Below are 25486 nucleotides of genomic sequence, written 5' to 3'. Positions count from 1 at the left end.
CTCATGATATTTTAACTTCATATTTTATAAAGCAAAGAAACACTACATTCTATATTTTTAAAACGTTTATTTTAAAGTATTAAATCCTTTAATAAAAATAATTTACATTAAAAATTAAAATATTATTTAAAATTTCAAAAACTATGATTTAGTAACTTCATAATAGTAAGTAGCTATTTTAGTTCGTAAATTATTATCGATAATTGGATAGGTGCTTAAATTATAATTGCCATAACTTTCTCTTTGCTTATATATTTCTAGAGCTACTTTATCTCCAGAAAAATATCATTTTTCAAAAAATTTATACATTAAATTGTCTGTAGGAGTATATGAAATATAGTTAAAATTAATAATTTCATCAATTAGATTTTCTTCAAATATTTTATCAAAGTGTCTACTAAAATAATGTAAATCACTATTTCTTAGTTTCAAAATTTTGTAAAAATTATTTTCATTTAGAGCTGAAAGAAATTCATTAATTTTTTTAAGTGAAATAGTTTGATCATATCCTAGTTGCTTGCTTCTTATTTTTACAAATTCTTTTTCGTCATCAATAATTTTTTTTGATAAATATTTTTTAAATTGAGAAAAGAAATTATTTTCTAAATTTCTAAGTTGGTTTGAAATATTTTTAATTGAACTTTGCGAGTAAATGGTTTGTTTAAGTAAATTTAAAAATCTTTCTGTTTCCTTATTGTCTAATCTTTTTGAAAGAATCCATCCATCCATTAACATGTAATTATCTTTGGGACGAATAAATTTTATTGAGCCATTTTTAACTAAAGAAAAATTATCTTTTGAATAGTAGGCATCCAAGGCATCTCCATTATATAAAACTGCTGCGTCAGATCTTTTTTCTTTGGGTTCTATTAAATGATTTAACAATTCAAGACCATCGTTACTGAAATAATTATATTCAGTATTTTTTATATTGTGGCCTCCAACTTCATTAACAAACTTAACAAATGCATCTATTGCTTGTTTATAATTTTTTTCGTTAAAAATATTATAAGGTTTGTTGCCTTGATAGCTAGAACCTATCATAAGGTTGTCATAATATGCATTAGTTCAACCAAATCTTTGGTAGTTATGCTTTCTTAGTAATCTTATTAGTTCTTCTCAAGTTAATTTAAAATCTTTATTTTTTAAGTCTTTTAGTGTATTTTCAATTTTATCTAAGTGAGGGCGATTTTTCTTATCCAAAGATAGTGCAACCCCTTTGTCTTGTGAATAATATGGCAAAATATATTCATAAAAATGGTCAGGAATACCATCACCATTTACATCATAAGTTTTATCTTTTTCGCTTAAAATTCGAGCAGTCGGATGATTTTTATTTTTGATAGTTTCATAAATTAAATTATCAAATTTTTCCATGTGTTTAACTATAGAAGATCGATAAAGCAGTTTTCTTTTTTCTCATTCATTAGCCCCTTTACCGAATATTAATTCAAAATTAATTTTTTTAATTTTGTTATCAATAATTAATTGAGCAGCTTGAAAATCACTACCAATACCAGCAATTGTTCTTTCGGCATACAAAGCTTGACTAAACTCATTTACTTCTTTAAATTCTTTATAGTTATAATATTGTTTAATTTTTTTAACTACTTTAGGTGATAAGTAAGATTCATAATTATATATACTGGCTTGATAGCCATTATTTATTTTAATTGAAGCAAGAATAGCAAAAATTACAATAACAATTAAAAAAGGAATTGAAAATAAAATAATTTTTCAAATTCGTCTCTTCATTTTGTTAAGTAAAATTATTACCTTTGAATTAACATCTCTTTTTTATTAAGTGAAATTGCTCTTTTTGCTCTTATTCCTTGAGTAGTTTTATAGATGCCATATAATGTATTACCAAATATTACAATAATAAGTGAAATTGCTCCAATACCAAGTGATCATGCTTGAAATTGACCTTCGTAAAGTTGAGTTCCTAAAGTTTCTGTATTTGAAACAATTCTTGTAATAATAAAATCATCAAACGATAGTGCCATTGTTATTATAAAAGTAAAGCCTATAGTTCCTAGCATGTAAACAAAGTAAGTTTTAAATCAAGTAGCTATTTTTGAATATCCTAAATCTTGACTTGCTTCAAATATATTTTTAGAAAATTTATCACTTTTAGGAAGCATTATTAAAATACCATATGGTAAACACATAGCTGTATGAGCTATTATCGCTCTAAAAAAACCTTCGCTAGTAGCTTTTAAGGTTCCTAAAAAAATAATATTTAACACTATTGCAAGTGTTAATCCAGTAATAACATCTGGGTTAATTAAAGGAATGTTTGATGTTGTTTGAACATATGATCTTAACCCTTTATTTTTTTGTCTTCATAATGCAAAAACTGTTAATAATGAAAGTGTTATTACAAATAAAGATGTGCTAAATCCTAGCAAAAAAGAATTAACAAATGCTAACCCATGTGATTTAGAAAATAATTCTCGATATGCTGAAAATGAAGTTCTATTTCAAGTAGTTACTGAAAAAGTCCCCTTATCAGAAGGTTCATTAAAACTAAAAATTGTTCCAAAAATAATGGGAACATACATAAAAAGTAAAATTAAAATAATGTATGAATATTTAAGAACTTGTTTTAATTTATTCATATGATCCTCCTTGTCTATGTTTACTAATTAAATATGGAATACCATAAATTAATCCATATATTGATAAAAGCACTATCATTGTAATTATTACAAGTGAAGATGCATTTGCCAAATCAAAAGGATTAGTAGTGTTTGCGAATTGGTTAATTAAATTACCAATTAATTGTTTTTGACTACCATTAGGCAATAATTTTTCAGAAATGATAATTGAAGTAGATGACATCATTAAAACAATACCAAAACCGCTTAGTATAGCTTTAGAACAATAAGGTAATATAACTTTAAAAACACTTTTTATTTTTGAATATCCCAAATCTTCAGAAGCTTCTAGAATATTTTTAGGCATATCTTTTAAAACTTGGTATAAAGGCATAACCATAAGTGGTAAATATAAATAAACCATACCTAAAATCATAAAAAAGTAATTATTTAGTTTATTTTCATCAAAAATTGCAGAAAATAATCCTCTCATAGATAAAGCTTTTGAAATTGTAAAAATAGCTAAAGGACTTAAAATTAAAGATAAACCTAATGTTTTTAAAATAGTAGATTTGCTTTTAGAAATTATATATGCATAAGGAAAACCTAAAATTAAAGCAATAAAAGCAGCAAGCAATCCTGTTATTATTGATCTTCACATTATAGTTCATGTAGTTTTTCTAGCAATAATATCTCAATTTTCTAAATTTTTAGATTGTCCATCTAAAGGTTTAAAAGCATAAATAAAGATTAAGATCATTGGCAAAATAATAAACAAAATAGAGAAAATAACATAGGGAGTTATTAAAGATAGTTGAAATTTAGATGTGGATTTAAAATTATTTTTATTTGCTAATTTTTTATTATTTAATTTATTTTTTTCTTTAATACTATACATTAACATTTTCAATTACCTCATTTTCTTTGGGGTCTTTTTTCATTAAATGAATAGCATCTAATTCTCAATCTAGATAAACTTCTTTATCCACATCGTATTTGTCAGGGGTTTCTACTAAAATTGTTTTATCTTTAACATTTATTTTGTAATTATAGTAACTTCCACCATATGTTGATTTTGTTATTGTTCCTATTAATTTAGCTTTTATTTTATTTTTTACAATTTTAATATCTTCAGGTCTTATTAAAGCATCCAATTTTTCTTCTGGTTCAAATTCTTCATGAATTGTTGAAAAAATTTTATTCATAAATTGTACTTTTCCCTTACTAATAAACTTTGCATCAAAAAAATTAGAATCACCAATAAAATTGGCTACTCATTTGTTTATAGGATAATCATAAAGTTTTTTGGGAACATCAAATTGTTCAACTCTTCCATCTCTTATAACAGCAATTCTATCGCTTAATTGCAAAGCTTCATTTCTATCATGAGTTACAAAAATAAATGTTAATTTTAATTTTTGTTGAATATCTCTTAAAAAATGTTGCATTTTTTCTCTAATTTTAGCATCTAGTGCACTTAATGGTTCATCTAATAAAAGTATTTCTGGTTCAATAACAAGAGATCTTGCAAGCGCTACTCTTTGTTTCATTCCTCCAGATAAATAGTTAACGTTTTTCTTTTCGTTACCCTCTAAACCTACTAGTTTCATAATGTCTTTAACTTCTTTATCCATTTCAATATTTGAAATTGGGCGAGTTAAATATTTTTTTTCATATTGTTCAGTTTTAAGATCACAGTAATTTTCTCAATATGAATATTTAAAGTCCATATCATCTACTAAAGATTGATACTTTTCTCTTTTCTTTTCAATGGTTTTTGGATTATTTATTAATTTTTGATATTGTGCCATTGTTTTATCTAGCTTTTTCATTTCTAAATTTGCGATTTTAGTTCATTTCGCTTTATTTGAAATTAGTTTATTTTGAAAAGATTTAGGTATGCCTAACTTAGGAATTCTTTTTAATCGTAATCCATATTTGATGTTATTTTCAACATTTAAATGAGGGAACAAAGCATAATCTTGAAAAATAGTTGAAACATCTCTTTTGTGAGGACTTAAATCTTTTATATCTTTACCATAAAATTTTACTTCACCCCGGGTTACCCATTCAAAACCACCAATAATTCTTAGTATTGTTGTTTTTCCTGATCCACTAGGTCCTAGTAAAGTTATAAATTCTCCCTTTTGAATTCTCATGTTAACATCATCTAAAACATTTCTACCATCAAATTCTTTTACTACATTAACTAAATCAATAATTGGCTGTTCATCTTTGTTAATGATTTTTCTTTGCTGATTTCTTTCCATTTTTCACCTTCCATTTATTTTATTTTTAAAAGTTTTTAAAATGTTTGAAACTTAAATAAGTTTCGCTAAATGGAGGCACAATCAAAAGTGTTTTGTGAAGTTTTAATTATATATTTTTTTAATGTTGCAAAAGAAAGAAAAAACGTCCTAATAAAGAACGCTCATTTTATATCACTTACTAAATTTATCTTTATCTTTTTTAACATTGTTAAAATATTATAAATGAAATTTTTTTTATCATTAAGATTTTGTATTTTCAAAGTAATAATCACTAATCTCAGTACGAAGTTTTAAATTAATTGGTTGATAAATTTGTCTAATTACATTGGTTGCACCTTCAATATCGAAAATACTAATTGCTTTTTCATTATCTTTTTTATCTTCATCTTTGAAATAATAACGTTTTAAAAATTTATTTGTTTCAGCAAATCCTGGTGTGTAATTAACAGCATTAAAGTTACTTATTGAAGGAACAAAATCAAAATTATTCATAAATGTTTCATAGTTTTCTTTGTAGAAATTTTTATCTATATCTTCGATTTTTTTAACAATTTTTCGTTCTGAATCTTCAAATAAGTTTTTTGCATATTCTTCTTTTTTATTATTATTTGCTTTAACTAAATCGTTATAAACAGAATTTATATATTTATTTTCAAGTTGACTTTGATTTAAAGTAGAACCAAAAATAGCAACTTTGTTTAAATACTCCAATAATCTATCACTTGCATCATCATCTGTAGAAGAAGAAACAATTCATGCGTCTAATAACATATAGTTATTTTTTGGTCTTACATAATCAATTTGTTGACCTTGTAATTTTGCAAAATTATCATTTGCATAAAAAGAATCTAAGGCATCGCCATTATACATTATTGAAACATCGGCTTTAGTAGATGTTGGTTCAATTACATCATTTACAAGTTCTAAACCACTTGTTACAAGTTTGTTGTATTGTTCATCTTTTATACTATGCCCTGTGCTTTGTTTTACTAATTCGAAGAAGTATTTAAAAATTTCTTTGTAATTGTTGAAATTCAAGTTTTCGAGCGTTTTACCATCAGGCATATAATTATGTTTTTTTGTTTCTGTAGCATAAAATTGTCCAATCATTGAATTATCTAAAAATGAATTAGTCCAATAAACCCTTCTATAATTATGCTTTTCAACAAGTGTTTTAATAATTGATAGTCAGTCTTCTTTCCCTTTTAAACTTTCTTTAATTGACTCAATGTTTTTTAAATGCGGTCTATATTTGCTGTTTATGTTATATGCAATAACTTTATCTTGCATAAAGTATGGAATTAAGTATTCATAAAAATGATCAATTCCCTCTCTTGAATCAGCTTCAAAACCGATTATTTTATCTTTATTATCTTTGTCATAGTATAAATATGGCTTTTGTAGAATCTTGCTATTTCTTTTATATACAATTTCATTCTTAGGATTAATTTCTTTAATTTTATTGTAAATTCATTGTTCGTATTTATTTAAATGTTCTTGCAAAATTTTAGGATATAGTTTAAAAATTTCCTCTTTTGAAATATTTTTACCATACACCTTAGAAAGATTTAATTTTTTAATTTTGCCTTCTAAAATTAGTTGCGCAATTTGATGGTCTGATCCTACACCTGCAACAGCTTTGTTTGTATTAATAGCCTTTGTAAACTCATTTATTTCACCAAAAACATGGTATGAATATTTTTTCTTTATATCATTAATAATTTTTTTACTTAAATATGATTCATAATTATAAATGCTTACTTGAAAAGGATTTTTCAATTTATAAAATAAAATTAAACCAAAAATTCCTAAAGTTAATATTAATAAAATGATAACAATCACCATTTTTATTTTATAAAAAGATATTTGACGTTTAGTTTTCATTAATACCCCATATTTTTTATTTTATTTTCATTATCAACTCAATTTTCATTTACTTTAACATTGATTTTCAAGTATACCCTATGTTCAAAAAAATCTTCCATTTTTTTTCTAGCTTTTGTTGAAATAAGTTTAATCATTGAAGCATTTTTACCAATCAATATTCCTTTTTGAGATTCCTTTTTTACATAGATTGTTGCATCTATTAGATATGGTTTTGTATCTTCTTGTTCTATAAAACTATCAATTTGAACTGCTATTGAATGTGGCAATTCTTCATAAAGGTGTTCTAAAGCAGCTTCTCTTATTTCTTCTTTTGCAATGAATCTCATAGATACATCAGTAAATTGATCTTCAGAATATAAAGGTTCACTTTCATAGGCGTATTTTTTAATTTCATCTAATAAATCCTTATATGTATTTTTTAAATCTTTGCCTATACCTAATATGGTTTGAAAACCGTATGATTTTAGTTGATCTGCCTTATTATTTAAAAGTTCATTTTCATTTATTAAATCAATTTTAGTTATGATTGCAATTTTATTTTCTACATTATTTTCTTGAATTTTTTTAATAATAAATTTATCTCCAGACCCTATTTCTTCGTTTGCAGGTGATAAAAATAAAAGTAAATCAATATTTTTTAATATTGAATATGATTTTTCATTTAATTTTTCAGATAGTAAATTTCTACTTTTGTGAATTCCTGGTGTATCGATAAAAATTATTTGGTATTCTTCATCATTATAAATTCCTTTTATTTCATCCCTTGTTGTTTGAGGTATGTTTGAAACAATAGACAAATTACAATTCAAAATATTATTCATTAATGTGCTTTTTCCAACATTTGGTCTACCTATTAAACCTACAATACATATTTTTTTCATTAAATTTATTTCCTTTTTATATTTAATTTTTCCATAATATTATTAACATGACTATTCATTATTTTTTCATCTTCTTTAGTTAGATGGTCAAATCCAAATAAATGGGCAATTCCATGTGCAAATATATAACAAAATTCTCTTTTTAAACTATGATTAAATTCTCTTGCCTGTTTTTTAATTTTTCATGGTGAAATGATAATTTGACCAAGTGGTAAGGTTTCAAAAAAACTTAATTCTTGTTTGCATTCTAATGAAAAACTTAAAATATCCGTTGTGTAATTTTTTCCGCGATAGTAATTATTCATTTTTTTCATTCTTCAAGCTGTTACAAATAAAAGGTCAACTTCTAAATTTTTATTTTCACCAAATTCTATTCTCGCTTCTTCTAAAATACTTTCAAATTCTTTTAAAAATCTAAATGAATGAAAACTTTTATTTTTGTAGTTTAAATAATTCATAGCTACAATTATAATCTAAAAGAAAATTAAATATTTTTTATATATTTAACTAGGAATTTTTAAACAGTTTTTACTAGCAATTATTCTATTTGTGTGACTAATTTCAATAAATAAAGCATTTTCGTGCTCTAAAATAATTGCTTTTTTAATTTTGTTGAATATTTCCGATTCAATACTCTCGAAAGCTTCATCAAACATAATTAGTTCATATTTAAAACAAAACAATTTTAGTAATCCAATAAATTGCTTTTGGCCATTTGATAAAAATATTCCACCATCTTCAATTTTTGTATCTCATTTTAAATTAAAACCATTCAATAAATCATTTAAGTTATATTTTGCAATATTGAAATTTAAAGTTTTCATAGCAACTTCATCTTTTGAAGTAATAATGTTAATTAAAAAGTCATTTGGCAAGTAATCATATACATCATTTAAAAATATGTTTTTTCTAAATTCAGCTAAATTTATATCATTTAGGTTTTTGTTATTTACTAAAATTTTCCCCTGATAATCAGAATTTAATCCATAAATTAATTTCATAATTGTTGATTTCCCAGTTCCATTTTTACCAACTATTTGAGTATTATTTAGGAATAATCAAGAAAAATTATTTAAAACAATTTTATTTGTGTATCCAAATTTAATATCTTTAAATTCAATGGATTCAATTTTCTTATTTAAAAAATCAGAATAAAATTTTTGTTCTTCTTCTAACAATAAAATATAGTTCAATCTTTCAATATTTTTTAAATCAATATCTATACTACTAAAAATTTCTGCCAAACTTTCTCACATAGGAAAAGAAAAAATAAATATAGAATTAAAAAGCAGAAGTTGACCTAATGTAAATAACTTGTTTAATACAAATTTCGATCCTATAAATATCACAATAATTTGCATTAATGAAGTAATAAAACTAAGAAAAATTTTCTTTCAATTAGAAATCTTTCAAAAATTCATTGATTTTGTTTGATATTCGCTTAGAAATGTTTCAAAATTTTTAATATTTTTCTTTCGATTATAATAATCTTTTCTTTGCAAAAAGCTAAAAAATATTTCAACATTTTGATTGATTAACGAAATATTATTTTCTACAACATTTTGATATTTTACTATTATTTTCCTTTTAAAAAAATAGCTAACAATAAAACTAATAATATAAATTACTAATGAAATCAAATAAAGTCTTCATGATATAGAAGTTAATAAGATTGTACTTAAAATAAATACAATGATTTTGTTAAATAAAAATTCTATTATATTTGTATAAAATGCTGTTACATTTTGAATTGTTGAAAGCCTATGGAAATAATCTGATTTTTGTATTTTATGTAATGAATTGGTTTTTCCATTTAATACTTTAATAAAGAAATTTTTTAAAATATTTTTTTCAATACTTTGATAAATTTTTTGTTCCATTAAATTCAATAAATAAGAGCTAATAATTTTTATGATAGAAATTCATCCAAATAGTATAGTAAGTGTGATTAAATATTTATTATTGTTGGTAGGAATAACGTTATCAACAATATTCTTTAAATAATAACTTCCAGCAAAAACTAGAGAGATATTAATTAATGATAAAAAAGTTGCAACTATTATATTTATTGTTTGATTATTAAAATAGTTAAATTTACCATTTAAACTTAAACTCGTATGAGAATAACTACTGATTTTATTAACATAAATTATGATATTAAGATACATTGGTTTTAAAGATTCGTATGTTAATTTATATTTACCTTTAAATGGGTCATTTATGGTTAAATAACCATTTGTTTTTTCCTCAACAATTACATAGTGAAAATAGTTATTATTGTTTATTAGAATGAAAAAAGGTTCATTTGTTTCTAAATTTTTAAATGATTCAAAATCTCCTTCAAGTGCTTGATAATTCAAACCTAACTTTTTTGCTAGTTGACTAATTTCTAATAAATTTATTCCATTATCACTATATTTAACTTGTGATTTTAAATAATTTATATCTAATCATTTTTTATAAAACTTTTTATAGAATGCTTGTAAAACTATTAACCCACAATCTTTTTTATCTGTTTGTATTTTTATTCTCATAATTTAATTTTTATTACTTGCTAATTAAATCTTTTTAAATTTGAGAAATATTTGATAATTTTTTGGGAAAAGACAATAAAAAAATCGCCAACAAGGCGATTGAAATTATTTTGCAACTAAGGCAATAATTACTGGAATCATACCAAGGGCTGCTAAGATAAGTGAAACTAATACAGAAGCAATAATAATTCTTTTTGCTTTTCTTTTATGGTCAGTTCCATCTTCTTTTGTCGAATTAGCATTTACTATTGATCTAATAATTCCAATAATTAGTACTAGTGCTGCAATTGATAAAAGAACTAATGCAACAATATTTAATATTCCAGAAGTAATAATTCCACCATCTACAATTGTTCCTTTGCTAGCTTTGAAGAATTTTTCTGAATAAAAACCAGGTGCTTTAGAACTAAATAAATTCGCAATTGTTTTTAGTGATGTTGCCACTTTTCCCATATTTCTACCTCCATAGTTATATATATTAAATTATAATAAAATGCTTTTTTTTGTAATCTTTTTGTTATTTATTATCAAGACATTGTAAATTTTGCCAATGATATTTTAAACTGTTGTTATATAATTTTTGATATTATGAAAAAGAACTTTAAATTACATTTTTTGTTTAGTTTATTTCCTTTGGCTAGTTTACCAGTTATTTCTCTTAGTTGTAATTCTAAACCTATTTTAGAAATTAAAAGAAAGCAACCAAGTAATAGTAAGGAACCTAATTCTAGCAAATGAATTAATCCTTCTTTATTAACTTCTGATGGAAAAATTAAAGGTTCTGCTTCAGCATTCAAAAATGAAATTCTAAAATATCCAAATATACTTGACAAAAGTGATCCCGCATATAATGTTTTTGAATATGAAGAATCTATTGATGCTAAAACTAAAGAAAAAATAAAAACTATAAAAAAAGATAAATATGGAAATAATATTTTAAACGAGAACAAAACAAAACATATATTTAAAGATTTTTATAATAAGTATTTTAATTTTGCTAATTTACTTAATAATTACCATTTTAGAATGTATGCTTTTACTTGAGATGAAATGGCTAAACATTTTCCTTATGCTATAAGAAGTTATTCACAATATAAAGGAAAAAAGAATGTTTTATTTATGACTCTTTATTGAGTTGAAAGAAAATATGAAGATTCAATAGGTTGATTTGACGCTTTACAGAAATCTCAAAATAAAGTTTCATCTGACAATTCTAGTGTTGGATTGGGGACTGTAGGATTAGAAGAAGGAGACATTCCTTATGAAGAAGCACATTGACCATATTATCCAGGGATTGTTCATGAAAATAAATTTTTAACCTCGGCAATTGATCCTGTGCCAATGGAATTTGAATATGATTAAGAAGGTATAAAATAATGAATAAAATTAGAACAAGATATGCACCAAGTCCAACCGGATATTTACATATTGGTGGTGCTAGAACTGCCTTATTTTGCTATTTATTTGCAAAACATTATGGTGGCGATTTCATCTTTAGATTAGAAGATACTGATGTTGAAAGAAATGTAGTAGATGGTGAAGCTAGTCAATTAAATAATTTAGCTTGACTTGGAATAATTCCTGACGAAAGCCCCTTTAAACCAAATCCTAAATGTGGAAAATATCGTCAAAGCGAAAAATTGGATGTTTACCATGAATTAGTTAATAAACTTGTTAAAAAAGGATTAGCTTATAAAGCATATGAAAATACTGAAGAATTAGCAAAACAACACCAAGAGCAAGAAGATGCCAAAATCGCTTCTTTTAGATATGACCCAACATGATTAAAAATTTCAGATGAAGAAAAAAATAGACGAGATAAAGCTGGAGAATATTCAATAAGATTAAAACTTCCAAAGAATAAAGTTTATGAATGAGAAGATATAGTTAGAGGAAAGATTTCTGTAAATAGTGATGATATAGGTGATTTTGTAATTATGAAAAGCGATGGTTATCCTACTTATAACTTTGCTGTTGTTGTTGACGATCATCAAATGCAAATATCTCATGTATTAAGAGGAGAAGAACATATTACTAATACTCCTAAGCAATTAGCAATCTATGAAGCATTTAATTGAACTCCTCCTATTTTTGGACATCTAACAATCATTACCAATATGGAAGGCAAAAAACTTTCTAAACGTGATAAAACAATGAAGCAATTTATTGAAGATTATAAGAATGAAGGATATTGTCCAGAAGCAATTTTTAATTTTTTAGCATTATTAGGCTGAACAAGTGCAGACAAAAGTGAAATGATGTCTCAAGAAGAACTTGTTAAAAAATTTGATTATACTCGTTTATCAAAAAGCCCTTCAAAATTTGATATTGTAAAGATGGAATGATTTTCTAAACAATACATGAAACAACTTCCTAATAATTTTATTATTTCAAAAATTTCTTCGCCAAAAGATGATAATTGAAATGAAATATTTGTTGAAACATATAAGCAACATTCTTCAACCATTAATCAAATTAAAGAGGAACTTAAAATTTATCTATATCCAAAGGCAAATTTAGAAATTCCTTTTCAAGAAAATAATGTTGTGACAACGTTTTTTAAGATTTTAAGATCTAAATCATTTACTATTGAAAATATTCAAGTTGCTATTGATGAAACCAAGAACTTATTGAATGTAAAAGGTAAAGATTTATTTATGCCAATTAGAATTGCCACAACATATGAAGAACATGGCCCGGAACTTGCTAAGGCAATATATTTATTCGGTAAAGATTTGGTGTTTTCTCGTTTAGAAAAATGAAGTTAAAATATTTATCTAAAAGTTCAATTTCAAATCAAAAAGAAGAAATATTTGAAACACCATTTTTAGATTACTTTGAAGATACTGAAGGAAAATTTATTGTTATTAAATTTAAGGATCAAAATAAAGTTGGCCATCATCTTAAAATAAGCAATGACGAAATTATTATTTTTTATAATGGTAATAAAATTCACTTAATAAAAAATTACCGTGTATCTACTAATTATAGTTTAGGTAATAAGACTATTGAAATTGATTGATTTTTAAAAACCGTTAAAATAAACAAAAGAGAAATACTTTTTAATTATGATATTTTACAAAAAGATAATATTGTGACTTCAAATGAAGTTTCACTTATTATTGAAAATTTGTAAAAATTCATAATTTTTTTCTATTATTTTATTTAGTATGGTTATTTGAAAATATATTTACATTAATTTAATAATTTTCATTATTGGATACTTATTAGGTTCAATTAATTTTGGTATTCTTTTTTCAAGAAAGCAAGGAAAAGATATTAGAACCCAAGGATCAGGTAATGCGGGTGCAACAAATGTTTTAAGAACATATGGAATTAAAATTGCAATAATTGTATTTGTTTTTGATTTATTAAAAAGTTTTATTCCTATCATGATTTTATTTTTTGTCAAAATATATGCTTTAAAAAATAACATTTTTATTTTTCCTCTTATTATAGGCTTTGGGGCTTTATTTGGTCATATATTTCCTTTATATTTTAAATTTAAAGGTGGCAAAGGCGTTGCATGTTTTTTTGGGATTATTTTGGCATTTCATATTCAATTATTTTTAATTTTTTTAATGATTTACATTTTTATAGTTTTAGTAAGTAAATATATTTCATTGGCTTCAGTAATTTCTTCATTTATTGGAAGTTCTTTATCTTTAATTAAATATTTTCATGTTGGGACTTTAGCTTATATGCAAAGTTACACTATTTATCCTGCTGATTCAATTATCCTTATTGCTTGTACTATATTAATTATTTTTATGCATTTTCCTAATTATTTAAAATTAGCAATGCACAAAGAAAACAAATTAAATATTGGTTTAAAAATAAAAAAATAATTTTTGTTAAAATTATGGAAAAATATGAAAAAGAAATTTCCCACCAAGAAACTTTTCACATATTTGCCAATAACAGTTGGTGTTGTTTCTATTCCATTATTAATAGGATTAAATATTAAAAAAGTTAATGTTATAAATATTGCCGGATCTAGCAGTATTCAACCATTTTTAAATGATGTAGCTAATAAAATAGAAAAAACAAATTTTGAAACAAATATTCAGTCTAGAGGATCTACATTTGGTATTTTAAATTCAGTAAAACAAGAAAATACTTTGGGGGTAGCATCTAAAAGTCCACGTGAAACTATCAATGAATACAAATTAAATGATGTTTGAAAAAATAGAAAAATGAAAACTATTACTTTTGGTTTAGAAGGAATAGGATTACTTGCTAAGCTTCCTAAGGAATTAGATCCAAACAAAGTTGAAATTAATCAAAACAATATCAATGAACTTTATAAAGCATTTGCAGGTAAAGAAAAAGTCAATATTAAAAATTTTATAAATGATAATTCAATAAAAGAAAAATTCGATTTTAATTGAAAACCTTTTGCAAAAAATGGGGGAGCATTTTCTTCAGGAACAGCAGAAAGTTTCTTATTAAATAGTGGTTTTAAAAATAAAATTCCAAAAAATATATCTGATGTTCTTGAGGGTAAAGAAAATTATGGTAAAAATACAAAAATAACAGCAGAAAGTAATTTAGAAGCATTTAATTATTTTAAAAATGAAGGTAAAGAAATAGGGTCCATCACTTATTTGTCATTAGGTTTTATTTTAAATCATATTGAAGAAATAAAAAAAATGGGTTATTCACTAATAAATGTTAATTATGGAAATGGACCAATTGTGCCATCTAATGAGAATATTCAATCAGGTAAGTATAAATGAACTAGACCTTTCAATTTATTAGCATCGTTAGATAAAATAAAACCTTATGTTAAAAAATTCATTAAAGAGCTTATGTTTACTAATAATTATGATTACCTTTATAAAGAACATGGCATTCTTAAATTAAGTAATAAAGATCTTAAAAAAATGTTCAAACTAACAAAAGATGAGATAGACAATTTAAATTTTAATTTAAAAGAAAATTTAGGTAAATTTTATTATGATGATTATTCATTAAATAGATATGGAGTAGAACATGAATAATGAGATACTTCACATAAAAAATAAAAAGAATAACGCTTTAATTAAAAATAAAACACTAGAAATATTTAGTGGATTATTTTTGGTTTTAGTTCTTATTTTATTAGTAGTTATACTAGGAAGCATTTTTATTGAAGCAATTCCAGGATTTAGAAGTTATAAATGATCTATTTTTGGTTCTACTTTTAATTTAAACAATAATCAGGGAGGATTAATTTTCCCATTGATTACTACTTTAACTATACTTATTTTGAGTACTATATTAGCATCAATAATTAGTATACCTGTAGCATTTGCCATTAGGTTTAGGTTGAATAAAAAAATATTTAAAGTTTTTAAATTTTTTAATACTATCTTAGCAAGTTTACCATCTGTTGTGTTGGGAACTTTTGGAATGTTCTCTTTAAGTTATTTAATAAAATTTTTAGGTTTTAAAACTTCATTTAATTTAATTACAGCAATCCTTATGCTTTCATTTATGTTAATTCCTACAATTTTAAGTTTTACCTTAGCAGGGTTTAATGAGGAAGATGATAAACTAATTGAATCAGTTTTATCATTATCAATGACTAAGTCAAGAGCTTTATATAACATTATTTTAGTTAAACATAAAAAGATAATATTTGCAGGAATTATTTTTGCTTTTACAAAAGGATTAGGTGAAAGCATGGCACTTAATTTCATTTTAACAAGTCAAAATTATAATGTTGTTTTTGGAAGTGGTTTTAATGAGTTTTGATTGAGCGGATTAAAAACCTTAGGTGCATTAATTTCTTATAATATTTTTGCGGAAAATGGTACTGAAGCTTATCGTGGAATCCTATTTGTTTATGCACTTGTTTTATTTATATTAGTAATGATAATAAATTCAATAGCCTTAACAATTTTGAATAGCAAAAAGATAATTAAAAACAAATTTTCTATCAACAATATTGATTCAAAGAATTGATCAAATATTAATGCAAATTCTTTTAAAATGATTTTACAAAATTATATAAAAGAAAAAAACAGAAATTTTCTTTTTATCTTTTTAGAAGGAGTTTCGATTTTATTCTATTCTATAATTGTTTTTTGAATTTTATTTTTCATAATAGTTAAAGGAATGAATTCTTCATTTAGTGCTTCAAATACTCTTTGACAATTCAATGCTAATTCAACAGGTAGAGCACTTGTTAATACTATTGTAATATTCATTATTTCTGCAGTTATTGTTATTCCATTTTCATTAATGGCATCTATTTCTATATCACAGTATTTAAAAAATAAAAAATTAAAGCATGGAATTCTATTTATATTAGATGCATTTAATGCAACTCCTTCAATAATTTTTGGTTTATTTGGTTATGCATTTTTTATTCAAAAATTACAAATTTCTACTAATAATGCAAACAGTAATTCTTTAATTGTTGGAATATTAACAATTTCTCTTTATATATTGCCATCTCTAGTTAGATCATTTCAACAGACTTTTGAATTAATCAATAATGATTTAGCAATAAATGCAAAAATTCTAAACATTCCTAAAATGACTTTTATTAGAAAAATTATTATTCCAACATTAATGCTTAATTTTATTAATGTAGCCATAATAAATTTAAATAAAATTATTATTGAATCAGCCCCGCTATATATTACGGCAGGACTAACTTCAAGCAAAACTTTTGCTTTAAATTTATGAGGGCAAACATTAACAACAAGAATATTTGCTCAATTATTTTCTAGTAATAAAAATGCCGAAAATATTATGTTTGAATCTGCATTTGTTATTTTGATTTTCGTTATTTTTTTAGCTATATTTATAAACTTTGCATTACCTTATCTTAAGAAAAGGTTAGAAAAAAAGAGGAAGTAAAATGGATTTTGAATATGAAAAAAAATTAAGAAAAATTTTATTTCAAAAAGATAGTAAAGAAAATAAACTTTTTCTATTAAATAATTTATTTGCTGATTTAAAAAAAGAAAAAGATAAAAATCTTTTCTCATTTAAACACAAGTTAAAAAAACGCATTAATAATTTAAAGAAGTCTTCTACAAACTGATATAAAGAAGATTTTGATTTTGACAACGCTTTTGAAATTCTAAACTATAGTTTTGGGTATAGTAAAAATAAAAGTTTTTCAATTAAAAATATTAATTTAAATATCAAATTTAACAAAGTGACCACCTTTATTGGTCCTAGTGGGTCTGGCAAAAGTACTTTATTAAGATCATTAAATAAAATTGCATTTGAAAATTCAACACCTTTTAAAAATGGTGAAATATATTTCCGTGGATTGGACATATTTTCCAATATTATTCCTAGTGAGTTACTTAGGTCACAAATTGGTATGATTTTTCAAAAACCAACACCATTTCCTATTTCGATTTATGAGAATATAGCATTACCATTAAGATGTCAAGGCATTAAAGAAGAATCAGAAATTGAAATTATAGTTAAACACACACTTGAAGAAGTAGGTCTATATGATGAAGTAAAAAATAATTTATGAGAAAATGCAACAGAATTAAGTGGTGGTCAACAGCAAAGATTATGTATTGCGAGAGCAATTTGTTTGAGACCAAAAATTCTTTTATTAGATGAACCTACTAGTTCATTAGACCCTATTGCTACTGCAAAAATAGAAAATTTAATTTTAAAATTAAAAAAGGAATACACAATAATTTTAGTCTCTCATTCAATGCACCAAACACAGAGAGTGAGTGATGAAACAGCCTTTTTTTACAAAGGAGAATTAATAGAAAAAGGTAATACAAAAGAAATTTTTATGGCTCCTAAAAATGAAATAACTAAAAAATATTTGGAAGGAAAATTATAATGCTTAATTATGAAAGTCTAAAGAGAAGCGAAAAAGAGATGTTTAATAGTTTTTTTAAATATTTTAAACACACTATTTCAATGCATGAAAATTTTATTTGTTTGCTTAAAAAACACAATAATGTTGATGCATCAAAAATTTTTGAATTAATAAAAAAACAAGAAAAAAAATCTAATCTTTTATTTTCAAAATTATTAGATGAATTTATGTGAATTTTACAAAAGGAAAGTCCAATAGCCAAAGATTTAAGAAAAATAATTTCACTAATTTCTTCTTTATATGATTTAGAAAGAATGTGCGATTATGTGGACAGGTTTGCTAAATTCATTAACAAATATCAACAATCATTAGTAGATGAACAAATTGATTCTTTTTTAATAATGGAAAATATAATTTATCAAACTTTTAATGATGTTTTAGTAGCTTTGGAAACAAAAAAGGCAAAAATAATTTATCCCCAAATTCATAATACAATTGTTAATTGTTCTAATATAAGTCGCAAAGAATTAGATAAATTTCATAATATGAATTTTTCTAATGATTTATATACTAGTTTTGAATTTGTAAGTGTTTGGAAAACTTTTGATCGAACATTAGATCATCTAGAAAATATTGTCGAAAATTTTATTTATATGAGTAATTATAAATTTTGATTTGAAAAAGAAAAATAATAAAAAAGTTAATACGTGAAAATTTTGCTTGAGTGAAAAGAAATTTTTTCATGTATTTTTTTTATTAAAGGAAAAATAGCAAAAATAATTGCTCCGTATACTGGTATTTCAATTAATGATTTAAAAATAATAGGAATCATAAAAATAAAATAATATTGACTATATTTTCAACTTCCATTTCTAAATCTATTATGATAGGAAATATAAGCAAATGGTCCTCACAACCATCTAACTAAAATAATGATAATAAAAACACTTATAATTATTCAAAACAATAATTGAGTATGATATTTTTTTTTGAAATTTTTGGTTTTTAAATGTATGCCAAATAATACAAAAGATATTGCTCAAATAACACTTATGCTTATTGTTGAAATTATTCAGACAATAAATGAACTTATTGGCTTTTGTTTTAATGAAGTTTCTTTTCACTTAATAATATTGTCATTAAAAATAAGAAATATTGTCAAAATGATAGTAATGATAGCTAAAATAGAAAATCCAAAAATCCAAACACCTTTATTATATATATATATAGTTTTTATTAAGTAACCTGAAATAAAAGCAATTATTATTGGAATAATGGCATATTCTATCATTCATGTTCCTATTCCAAATATTACTTGTTTAATTGTGTCGCATAATATTCCTAAAAAAGCACCTTTTCAAGGTCCTAAAGCAATACCAAAAATAATAAAAATAGCATAAGTAATACTAATTCTTGCAACTCCTGGAATTATTTTATTTTCAATTCATGCTGTTACCATATATATTGCTAAAAGAATTCCAAATAAAACAATTTCGAAAATCGCTAAACGATAAGATTTAGTTTTTATTGCTCTTTTAATATTAAAAAATCAATTTAACATTACCAATCTCCTATCATTTATAACTTTGTATATTTTACAAAATAAAAAATAAGTTAGTATTATTTAACTAACTTACTTATATTTTTTATAAAGCCATTTCAATTAATGTTTTAACCATAGCAAACATAGGTTTTTCGTCAATATCGTTTGTGCCGGCAATATCTAAATGTAAATATTCAACATTATTGGTGAATTCTTTTAAAAACATTGCTGCTGAACATGAACCGGCGAATCCGCTATAATCAGTGTTTTTCAAGTCAGCTACTATTGAGCCTTTCATAAATACTTCATAATCATCATCTCATGGCATTCTTCAAATTAATTCGTGTTGTTTAGAAGCGGCTTTTGATATGTCTTCATATGCTTTATCAGAAGTAGCTCAAACACCAGTATAAGTGTCGCCTAAAGCAATTACCATTGCTCCTGTTAATGTTGCAATATCAACTAATCTTGTCGCTTTTAATTTATTAGCACCATAATAAAGTCCATCAGCTAATACTAATCTACCTTCTGCATCAGTGTTATTTATTTCTACAGTTTTACCACTCATAGAAGTTCAAACAGAATCAGGTAATGAAGCATCTCCATTAATTCTATTATCAGTAATACACATAATACCACTTATATTTTTCTTAGGTTTTAATTGAGCAATAGCTTTCAAGGCACTTGCAACAATTGCTGAACCAGACATATCGTATTTCATACCTAACATAAATTTAGGTGGTTTAAGTGAATAACCTCCTGAGTCAAAAGTAATACCCTTACCAACGTAAACTGTTTTTTCTTTAGAACTAGGGTCACCATTATATTCAATTACAACAACACGTGGTTCATACATTGAACCTCTATTCACTGAAAGTAGAAGTCCCATTCCTAATTCAGTAATTTGCTTTTTATTTAGTACCTTAACTGTTAAGTTACTATATTGTTTAAAATCATTAACTACAATATCTGCTAATTGCTCAGAATTAAGTTCGTTTGGTGGAGTTACTCCTAAATTTCTAGCTCAATTTTGAGCATCAATTAAAATTAATGCTTTTTTAAAACTATTTTCAACATCTTTTGAAATGTTTTCTAAATATAAAGATAATTGATTATTGTTTTCTTTTTTAGTAAAAGTTTTTCTATTGTAAATCTTAGCTGCTACAAAATTTATTCCTTTAGTAAAAGCATCTACTACTTCTTCAAGTTTAAGATTTTCTGTTGCAAAAGTAATTAAATCAATTTGGTAAGAACGAGCAACTTCTTCTGCTAATGATTTTGCTAATTGGTAAAGAGAATCATAATTTAAATCTTTTTTGCTACCTAAGTATATATAAGCTAAGTTATCATTTAGGTATTCTGTGATAGCATTATTATTTTCAACTAAATTTTTAGGTAATTTATCTTCTTTAAAGATTGCTTTTAATAAAATTTTTTCTGTTTTCTTTGTTTCTATTGTTTTTATTAATTCCATTTTTGCTCCTTATTTTTGACTTTCACCTAACTCAAAAAGTGTTGAAACTAATATGCCCAATCCCATACCTTTATTATCAGCTGTTCCTGCAATATCACAATGAATATAGTCCACATTTTTGGTAAATTCTTTTAAGAACATTGCAGCGGTATTACAATCGGATTTTTCAGAGTTAGAATAATTATTTAAATCTGCAATTAGTGATGATTTATTAGGTTTGTGAAAATCTTCATGTAAAGGCATTCTTCAAACTTTTTCATAAGCTTTATTTGCTGATGATAAAAATTGCTCTCATCTTTTATCTGAAGTAGAATAAATTCCAGAATATGTTTTTCCTAAAGCACGTGTCATTGATCCTGTTAAAGTGGCAGCGTCTACTAATAAAGTTGCATTTAATTTAGTAGCGCCATAATAAAGCCCATCAGCCAATACTAATCTACCTTCTGCATCGGTATCAGTAATTTCTACAGTTTTACCACTAAGTGATTTAATAACAGATTCAGGAACTGTTCCGTGAGTGTCAATAGCATTATCTGTTAGCATCATAATAGCCGCAACATTTGTTTTTGTGTTAATTTGAGCAAGTGCTTTGACTGCATAAGCACAAATTACAGAACCAGACATATCAAATTTCATATCTTCCATATGATATCCCTTTGTATTGTATCCTCCAGTATCAAAAGTGATTCCTTTTCCCACATACACAAATTTTTCTTTCGATTTTAGATTGCCATTATATTCAACTATTACAACTCTAGGTTCATATGAACTACCAGCATTAACTGCTAGCAATAAACCCATTCCTAATTTTTCTATTTCATTTCTCTTTAATGTAGTAACTTTTAAATTTTTTATTTTTGAAAAATCTTCTTCAATTACTTTTGCAATAAATTCACTAGTTGCTACATTTGGAGGAGTAATTTGCAAGTTTCTTGCACCATTAACTGCTTCAGCGATAATAACTATTTTATTAACAAAATCTAAATATTTTTTATCTTCTAAAAATAAAGAAATTTTGTATTCTTTTTTATCTCTATTTTCTTCTTTACTTGAATATAATTTTGCATTGTGAAATGCTTCACGCAATACAAATGCTCTCAATACATCTTCTATTGTTAAAAATTCATTAACAAATGATTTGACATCGATTAAATAATTTCTTCTTTTTGATAAAACGATGCTATCAACAACTTTTAAAAAATCATAATAATTTTTTACATCTTTTGAAATAAAAATAGCTGCCTCATTTTTATCAAAAAATTCAGTAATATAATTAGGTTTTTTTGCTATTAATAAACAACAACAATTTTTGCATTCATTGCCATTTTTTGCTTTGCAACCACAATTAAATTTTTCAAATTTGGCTTTTAAAAGCATATCTTCATTAAGTTTTGTTAGATATTCTTTAATCATTATTTTCCTTTCTGTTTATTATATTTTTACTATTTTTTCCCTATAGTATAAATAAAATTATAGTTCAAATTATTATTATGTTTTGATATGAGTAAATAAATTTATTTATAAAAAATAAATCTCCCAAATGCAGGGAGATTGCTAGAAAGTAACATGAAGTGCAACACCTATGTGCTTCATGTTTTATTTTATATTTTTCAAAAGTTAAAAAACAAAAATACACTAAATATTAGTGTTTGAGTATATTTGAAATTAGTTTATTAAGCAAATATTTTGTTATATTCTTCTATTAATTCTTTTTCGTATAAAGCATATGAGGATTTTCAATTAAAAATTTTTCTACGTTTAAAATTAATTCTTTCTGTGGCAATTTGAATTTCATTAATATCAATTTCATTAAAATTAGTGCCTTTAGCAAAAATTCTTCTAAAAATACCATTTCAATTTTCATTACTTCCTTTTTGTCATGAAGCATATTTATCAGTAAAATATACAAATATATTTAATTTGTAAGCTAGTAAACCAATTTTTCTAAATTCAAAACCATTATCTGTAGTAATCGATTTTACTGGGATATTATTATTTGCAATTAAATTATTTAAAATTCTATTAAGATTATCAGGATGCTTACCTTTCATAACTGCCACATAACAAAACCTTGTTTTTCTTTCTACTAATGTGATTATATGATTAGCACCTCTAACATTTTTGCCACAAACTAAGTCAAGCTCTCAATGCCCAAATTCTAATCGATTATTTATTTCTTTTGGTCTTGCTCATATTGGTTTTATATATCTTGCTCCAACAAGGCGATCAATAACATTAGTTTTTGAACGTTTTCCTCCTTTTGTGTAATTTTTTCTTAATAAATCTTTTCTACTAAAAACTCATTTACCAGAGTTTATTCAATTAAAAATAGTTTTTAAACATGGTATTTCAAATTCATTTACACTCATATTATTTTTTATAAAAAAATAAGTTGATTTAACCGTTCAAAGTTTACCATCATATAATGCTGCAAATTGATCGATAAATTCTTCATATCTATCTCTTACTAAAAAATATCAAAAATAAGATCTATGTTTACTTCTGAGAATAGACTTTTGATTAGCTATTTCTGGATTGTAAATTAATTTATCATTATCAAAATTGCGTTTTATTTCGCGAGATATTGTTGATGGTGATTTATTTATTTGTTTGGCTATTTTTCTAATAGAAAAACCTTTATTTAAATATTCTTGAATAATAATTCTATTTTTGTAATTTAAGTGATTATAATTAATCATGAGTAACCTCTTGAAGCACTTTATTTAGGTTGCTCTTTTTTTATTTACTTTAATATAAAAAATGCAACCTATAAAAATTATTTCATAGTGTTGCACTTTATATTACAATGTAGCAAATCTCCCAAATGCAGGGAGATTTATTATTGAATTTGCTAACTTTATTTTTGGAATCCAGTTAATTCATAAGTTATCGTTTCGGTGCTTCATGAACCATTTTTAATAGCTCATTGTAATTTATATACAATTTTTCCATTAGTATCATCTGCTTTACTTTCAACAATGTTGTACATATATTTACCGCTTTTACTTTTAATTAGTGTAACCATGTGTTTTGCAAGAACTTCACTTGCTTTCATAGTTGAATATTTACTTGGATCTAAACCTTCAATATTTACATTAACATCATTTAAATCCGCTTCAGTTATTTTTTTAAAACCTTCTAAAGTGTATCTTATAGTAGCAATAGTAGTTCCATCTAGCATTTGTTGTCTAATATTTATGTTTAAATTACCATTTTTATCATTTGGTTCTAAACCAACAACTGTATATTTATATTTACCGCTTTTGCTTTTTACATCAATTTCACTTTCTTTAATATCGCCAGCATTTTTAGTGTTATATTTATTTTTTTCTAAATTTTTAATTGATATATCAGCATCTTCTTTGTTCATTGGAAGTTTTTTCTTAAAACCTGTGATGGTTTTTACAAAAGAGCCTATTGTAGAATTTCCACTATTTTTAACATCAATTTCTAAAGTCAAAGTTCCAGTTAGATCATTATATGTTATTTTCTCGATGTCATATTTATACTTAGAGTTGTTACTATCAGCGCCTATTTTTGTTTGATCGCCAAATTCACTAGCATAATGATTTTTTACTTCAGCTTCTGTTAATTCTTTTTTTGTATTTTTCCCCATCAATTTTAAATATTTATCTACATTTGCGAACCCTTTTATGGTTACTTCAAATGTTCCATTTATTGCATTATTTTTGTATGTTTGTTTAACGGTTAAAGTTACAGTATCGCTTTTTCCATCATATTTAATACTATCAATTTCGCTTTTGTAATCATCTTTTAGATTTTCAATATTGATGTCTTCTTTTGAAATTTCTCCACCTAATTTATCTTTAGATGCATCTTTAATAGTAAATTTAGCAGCATCTTTGTCTAATTCACCTTTTTCAACTTTAAATCCAGTTAATGTTTTAGTAAAGGTGTAAGTTTTATCATTTTTCTTTGCTTCTAAAGTAACTTCAATTGTATTAGCATTTGCTTTAACACTTTTAATAGTTATTTCTCATTTTTCTGGTTTTTTAGTTATTTTAACTTTATCAGCAGTTACATCTTTTGCCTTAGTTTCACTAATTTTATCAACAGTTATTTCAGTTTGTTGTTTTACTTCTTCTTCAGTAAGTTCGGTAACTTCTTTTTTAAATCCAGTTAAAGTTTTAGTAAAAGTATAAGTTTTGTTACCTTTTTTAGCTTCTAAAGTAACTTCAACAGTATCGTTATTAATTTTAAGATCTTTAACAGTTACTTCTCAATCTTTAGGTTGTTTAGTAACTTTAACGTTGTCTTTTGTTACTTCATTAGGTTTTAAATTACCTACGTTTTCTACACTAATTTCTGTTCCTTTTTCGACTTGTTCTTTAGTTAGTTCATTATTACAACTAGTAACCAAAAATGCAGTTGGTGTAATTGTAGACAATGCTACTAGACTAGTTAGTCAAATTCTTTTTTTCATATATATTTATTTTCCCTTCTTTTATATTTTGGATAATCATATTTTACAACAATAAAAA

The 25486-nt window shown here is 24.3% G+C and carries 22 protein-coding genes; 8 read left to right on the top strand and 14 right to left on the bottom strand.

The window, feature by feature from the left end:
* Window positions 1-141: 141 nt before the first annotated feature.
* The 9 genes from ACLFP3_RS00470 to ACLFP3_RS00430 form a co-directional block, all read right to left on the bottom strand.
* Entirely contained in the window at window positions 142-1755 is a 1614-nt protein-coding gene (locus ACLFP3_RS00470) for a hypothetical protein (protein WP_412031639.1), read from the bottom strand.
* Window positions 1756-1772: 17 nt separating this feature from the next.
* Window positions 1773-2621 (bottom strand): ABC transporter permease, encoded by an 849-nt coding sequence (locus ACLFP3_RS00465; RefSeq protein WP_412031638.1) that lies wholly within the window; start codon window positions 2619-2621, stop codon window positions 1773-1775.
* On the bottom strand, window positions 2614-3498 hold the full coding sequence (locus ACLFP3_RS00460; protein WP_412031863.1) for an ABC transporter permease: 885 nt from the start codon (window positions 3496-3498) through the stop codon (window positions 2614-2616). The genes ACLFP3_RS00465 and ACLFP3_RS00460 overlap by 8 nt, the downstream gene beginning before the upstream one ends.
* Window positions 3491-4870: an ABC transporter ATP-binding protein gene (locus ACLFP3_RS00455; protein WP_412031637.1), complete on the bottom strand. Its 1380-nt coding sequence runs from the start codon at window positions 4868-4870 to the stop codon at window positions 3491-3493. Before ACLFP3_RS00455 ends, ACLFP3_RS00460 begins: the two co-directional genes overlap by 8 nt.
* 240 nt (window positions 4871-5110) lie before the next feature.
* The gene (locus ACLFP3_RS00450) at window positions 5111-6754 is read right to left on the bottom strand and encodes a hypothetical protein (protein ID WP_412031636.1); all 1644 of its coding nucleotides are present in this window, start codon (window positions 6752-6754) and stop codon (window positions 5111-5113) included.
* A complete protein-coding gene (gene era, locus ACLFP3_RS00445) occupies window positions 6754-7638 on the bottom strand; it encodes a GTPase Era (protein ID WP_412031635.1) in 885 nt (294 codons plus the stop codon). The genes ACLFP3_RS00450 and era overlap by 1 nt, the downstream gene beginning before the upstream one ends.
* 5 nt (window positions 7639-7643) lie before the next feature.
* A complete protein-coding gene (ybeY, locus tag ACLFP3_RS00440) occupies window positions 7644-8096 on the bottom strand; it encodes an rRNA maturation RNase YbeY (RefSeq protein ID WP_412031634.1) in 453 nt (150 codons plus the stop codon).
* A gap of 45 nt (window positions 8097-8141) precedes the next feature.
* Window positions 8142-10172 (bottom strand): Mbov_0121 family peptidase domain-containing ABC transporter, encoded by a 2031-nt coding sequence (locus ACLFP3_RS00435; protein WP_412031633.1) that lies wholly within the window; start codon window positions 10170-10172, stop codon window positions 8142-8144.
* 105 nt (window positions 10173-10277) lie between these two features.
* Complete coding sequence (locus tag ACLFP3_RS00430) at window positions 10278-10625, bottom strand: hypothetical protein (protein ID WP_412031632.1); 348 nt, start codon at window positions 10623-10625, stop codon at window positions 10278-10280.
* Between the two features lie 135 nt (window positions 10626-10760).
* Here ACLFP3_RS00430 and ACLFP3_RS00425 point away from each other — a divergent pair, with 135 nt between their 5' ends.
* The 8 genes from ACLFP3_RS00425 to ACLFP3_RS00390 are packed head-to-tail and all read left to right on the top strand — an operon-like array spanning window position 10761 to window position 18659.
* Complete coding sequence (locus tag ACLFP3_RS00425) at window positions 10761-11534, top strand: hypothetical protein (protein WP_412031631.1); 774 nt, start codon at window positions 10761-10763, stop codon at window positions 11532-11534.
* A 14-nt stretch (window positions 11535-11548) separates the two neighbouring features.
* Window positions 11549-12940, top strand: coding sequence for a glutamate--tRNA ligase (gltX, locus tag ACLFP3_RS00420; protein WP_412031630.1), 1392 nt, complete (start codon window positions 11549-11551; stop codon window positions 12938-12940).
* Complete coding sequence (locus tag ACLFP3_RS00415; protein WP_412031629.1) at window positions 12931-13308, top strand: hypothetical protein; 378 nt, start codon at window positions 12931-12933, stop codon at window positions 13306-13308. The genes gltX and ACLFP3_RS00415 overlap by 10 nt, the downstream gene beginning before the upstream one ends.
* Before the next feature lie 34 nt (window positions 13309-13342).
* On the top strand, window positions 13343-14020 hold the full coding sequence (plsY, locus tag ACLFP3_RS00410; RefSeq protein ID WP_412031628.1) for a glycerol-3-phosphate 1-O-acyltransferase PlsY: 678 nt from the start codon (window positions 13343-13345) through the stop codon (window positions 14018-14020).
* A gap of 24 nt (window positions 14021-14044) precedes the next feature.
* Entirely contained in the window at window positions 14045-15175 is a 1131-nt protein-coding gene (locus ACLFP3_RS00405) for a substrate-binding domain-containing protein (protein ID WP_412031627.1), read from the top strand.
* On the top strand, window positions 15168-17024 hold the full coding sequence (locus ACLFP3_RS00400) for an ABC transporter permease subunit (protein ID WP_412031626.1): 1857 nt from the start codon (window positions 15168-15170) through the stop codon (window positions 17022-17024). Before ACLFP3_RS00405 ends, ACLFP3_RS00400 begins: the two co-directional genes overlap by 8 nt.
* 1 nt (window position 17025) lies before the next feature.
* Entirely contained in the window at window positions 17026-17988 is a 963-nt protein-coding gene (locus ACLFP3_RS00395; RefSeq protein WP_412031625.1) for a phosphate ABC transporter ATP-binding protein, read from the top strand.
* On the top strand, window positions 17988-18659 hold the full coding sequence (locus ACLFP3_RS00390) for a PhoU domain-containing protein (RefSeq protein ID WP_412031624.1): 672 nt from the start codon (window positions 17988-17990) through the stop codon (window positions 18657-18659). Before ACLFP3_RS00395 ends, ACLFP3_RS00390 begins: the two co-directional genes overlap by 1 nt.
* Window positions 18660-18667: 8 nt before the next feature.
* On the opposite strand, the gene ACLFP3_RS00385 is transcribed toward ACLFP3_RS00390, so the two are convergent.
* The 5 genes from ACLFP3_RS00385 to ACLFP3_RS00365 form a co-directional block, all read right to left on the bottom strand.
* Window positions 18668-19528, bottom strand: coding sequence for an ECF transporter S component (locus ACLFP3_RS00385; RefSeq protein ID WP_412031623.1), 861 nt, complete (start codon window positions 19526-19528; stop codon window positions 18668-18670).
* Window positions 19529-19613: 85 nt separating this feature from the next.
* On the bottom strand, window positions 19614-20984 hold the full coding sequence (locus ACLFP3_RS00380; RefSeq protein ID WP_412031622.1) for a M17 family metallopeptidase: 1371 nt from the start codon (window positions 20982-20984) through the stop codon (window positions 19614-19616).
* 9 nt (window positions 20985-20993) lie between these two features.
* Window positions 20994-22397, bottom strand: coding sequence for a M17 family metallopeptidase (locus ACLFP3_RS00375; RefSeq protein ID WP_412031621.1), 1404 nt, complete (start codon window positions 22395-22397; stop codon window positions 20994-20996).
* 260 nt (window positions 22398-22657) lie between these two features.
* Window positions 22658-23683, bottom strand: coding sequence for an IS30 family transposase (locus ACLFP3_RS00370; RefSeq protein WP_412031620.1), 1026 nt, complete (start codon window positions 23681-23683; stop codon window positions 22658-22660).
* Window positions 23684-23841: 158 nt separating this feature from the next.
* The gene (locus ACLFP3_RS00365) at window positions 23842-25428 is read right to left on the bottom strand and encodes a lipoprotein 17-related variable surface protein (RefSeq protein ID WP_412031619.1); all 1587 of its coding nucleotides are present in this window, start codon (window positions 25426-25428) and stop codon (window positions 23842-23844) included.
* Window positions 25429-25486: the final 58 nt, after the last annotated feature.

Source organism: Metamycoplasma buccale, from assembly GCF_046774455.1.
Lineage (GTDB): Bacteria > Bacillota_I > Bacilli_A > Mycoplasmatales > Metamycoplasmataceae > Metamycoplasma > Metamycoplasma buccale.
Note: the sequence above shows the minus strand (reverse complement) of the source record. Positions and strands in the feature narration are given on the sequence as shown.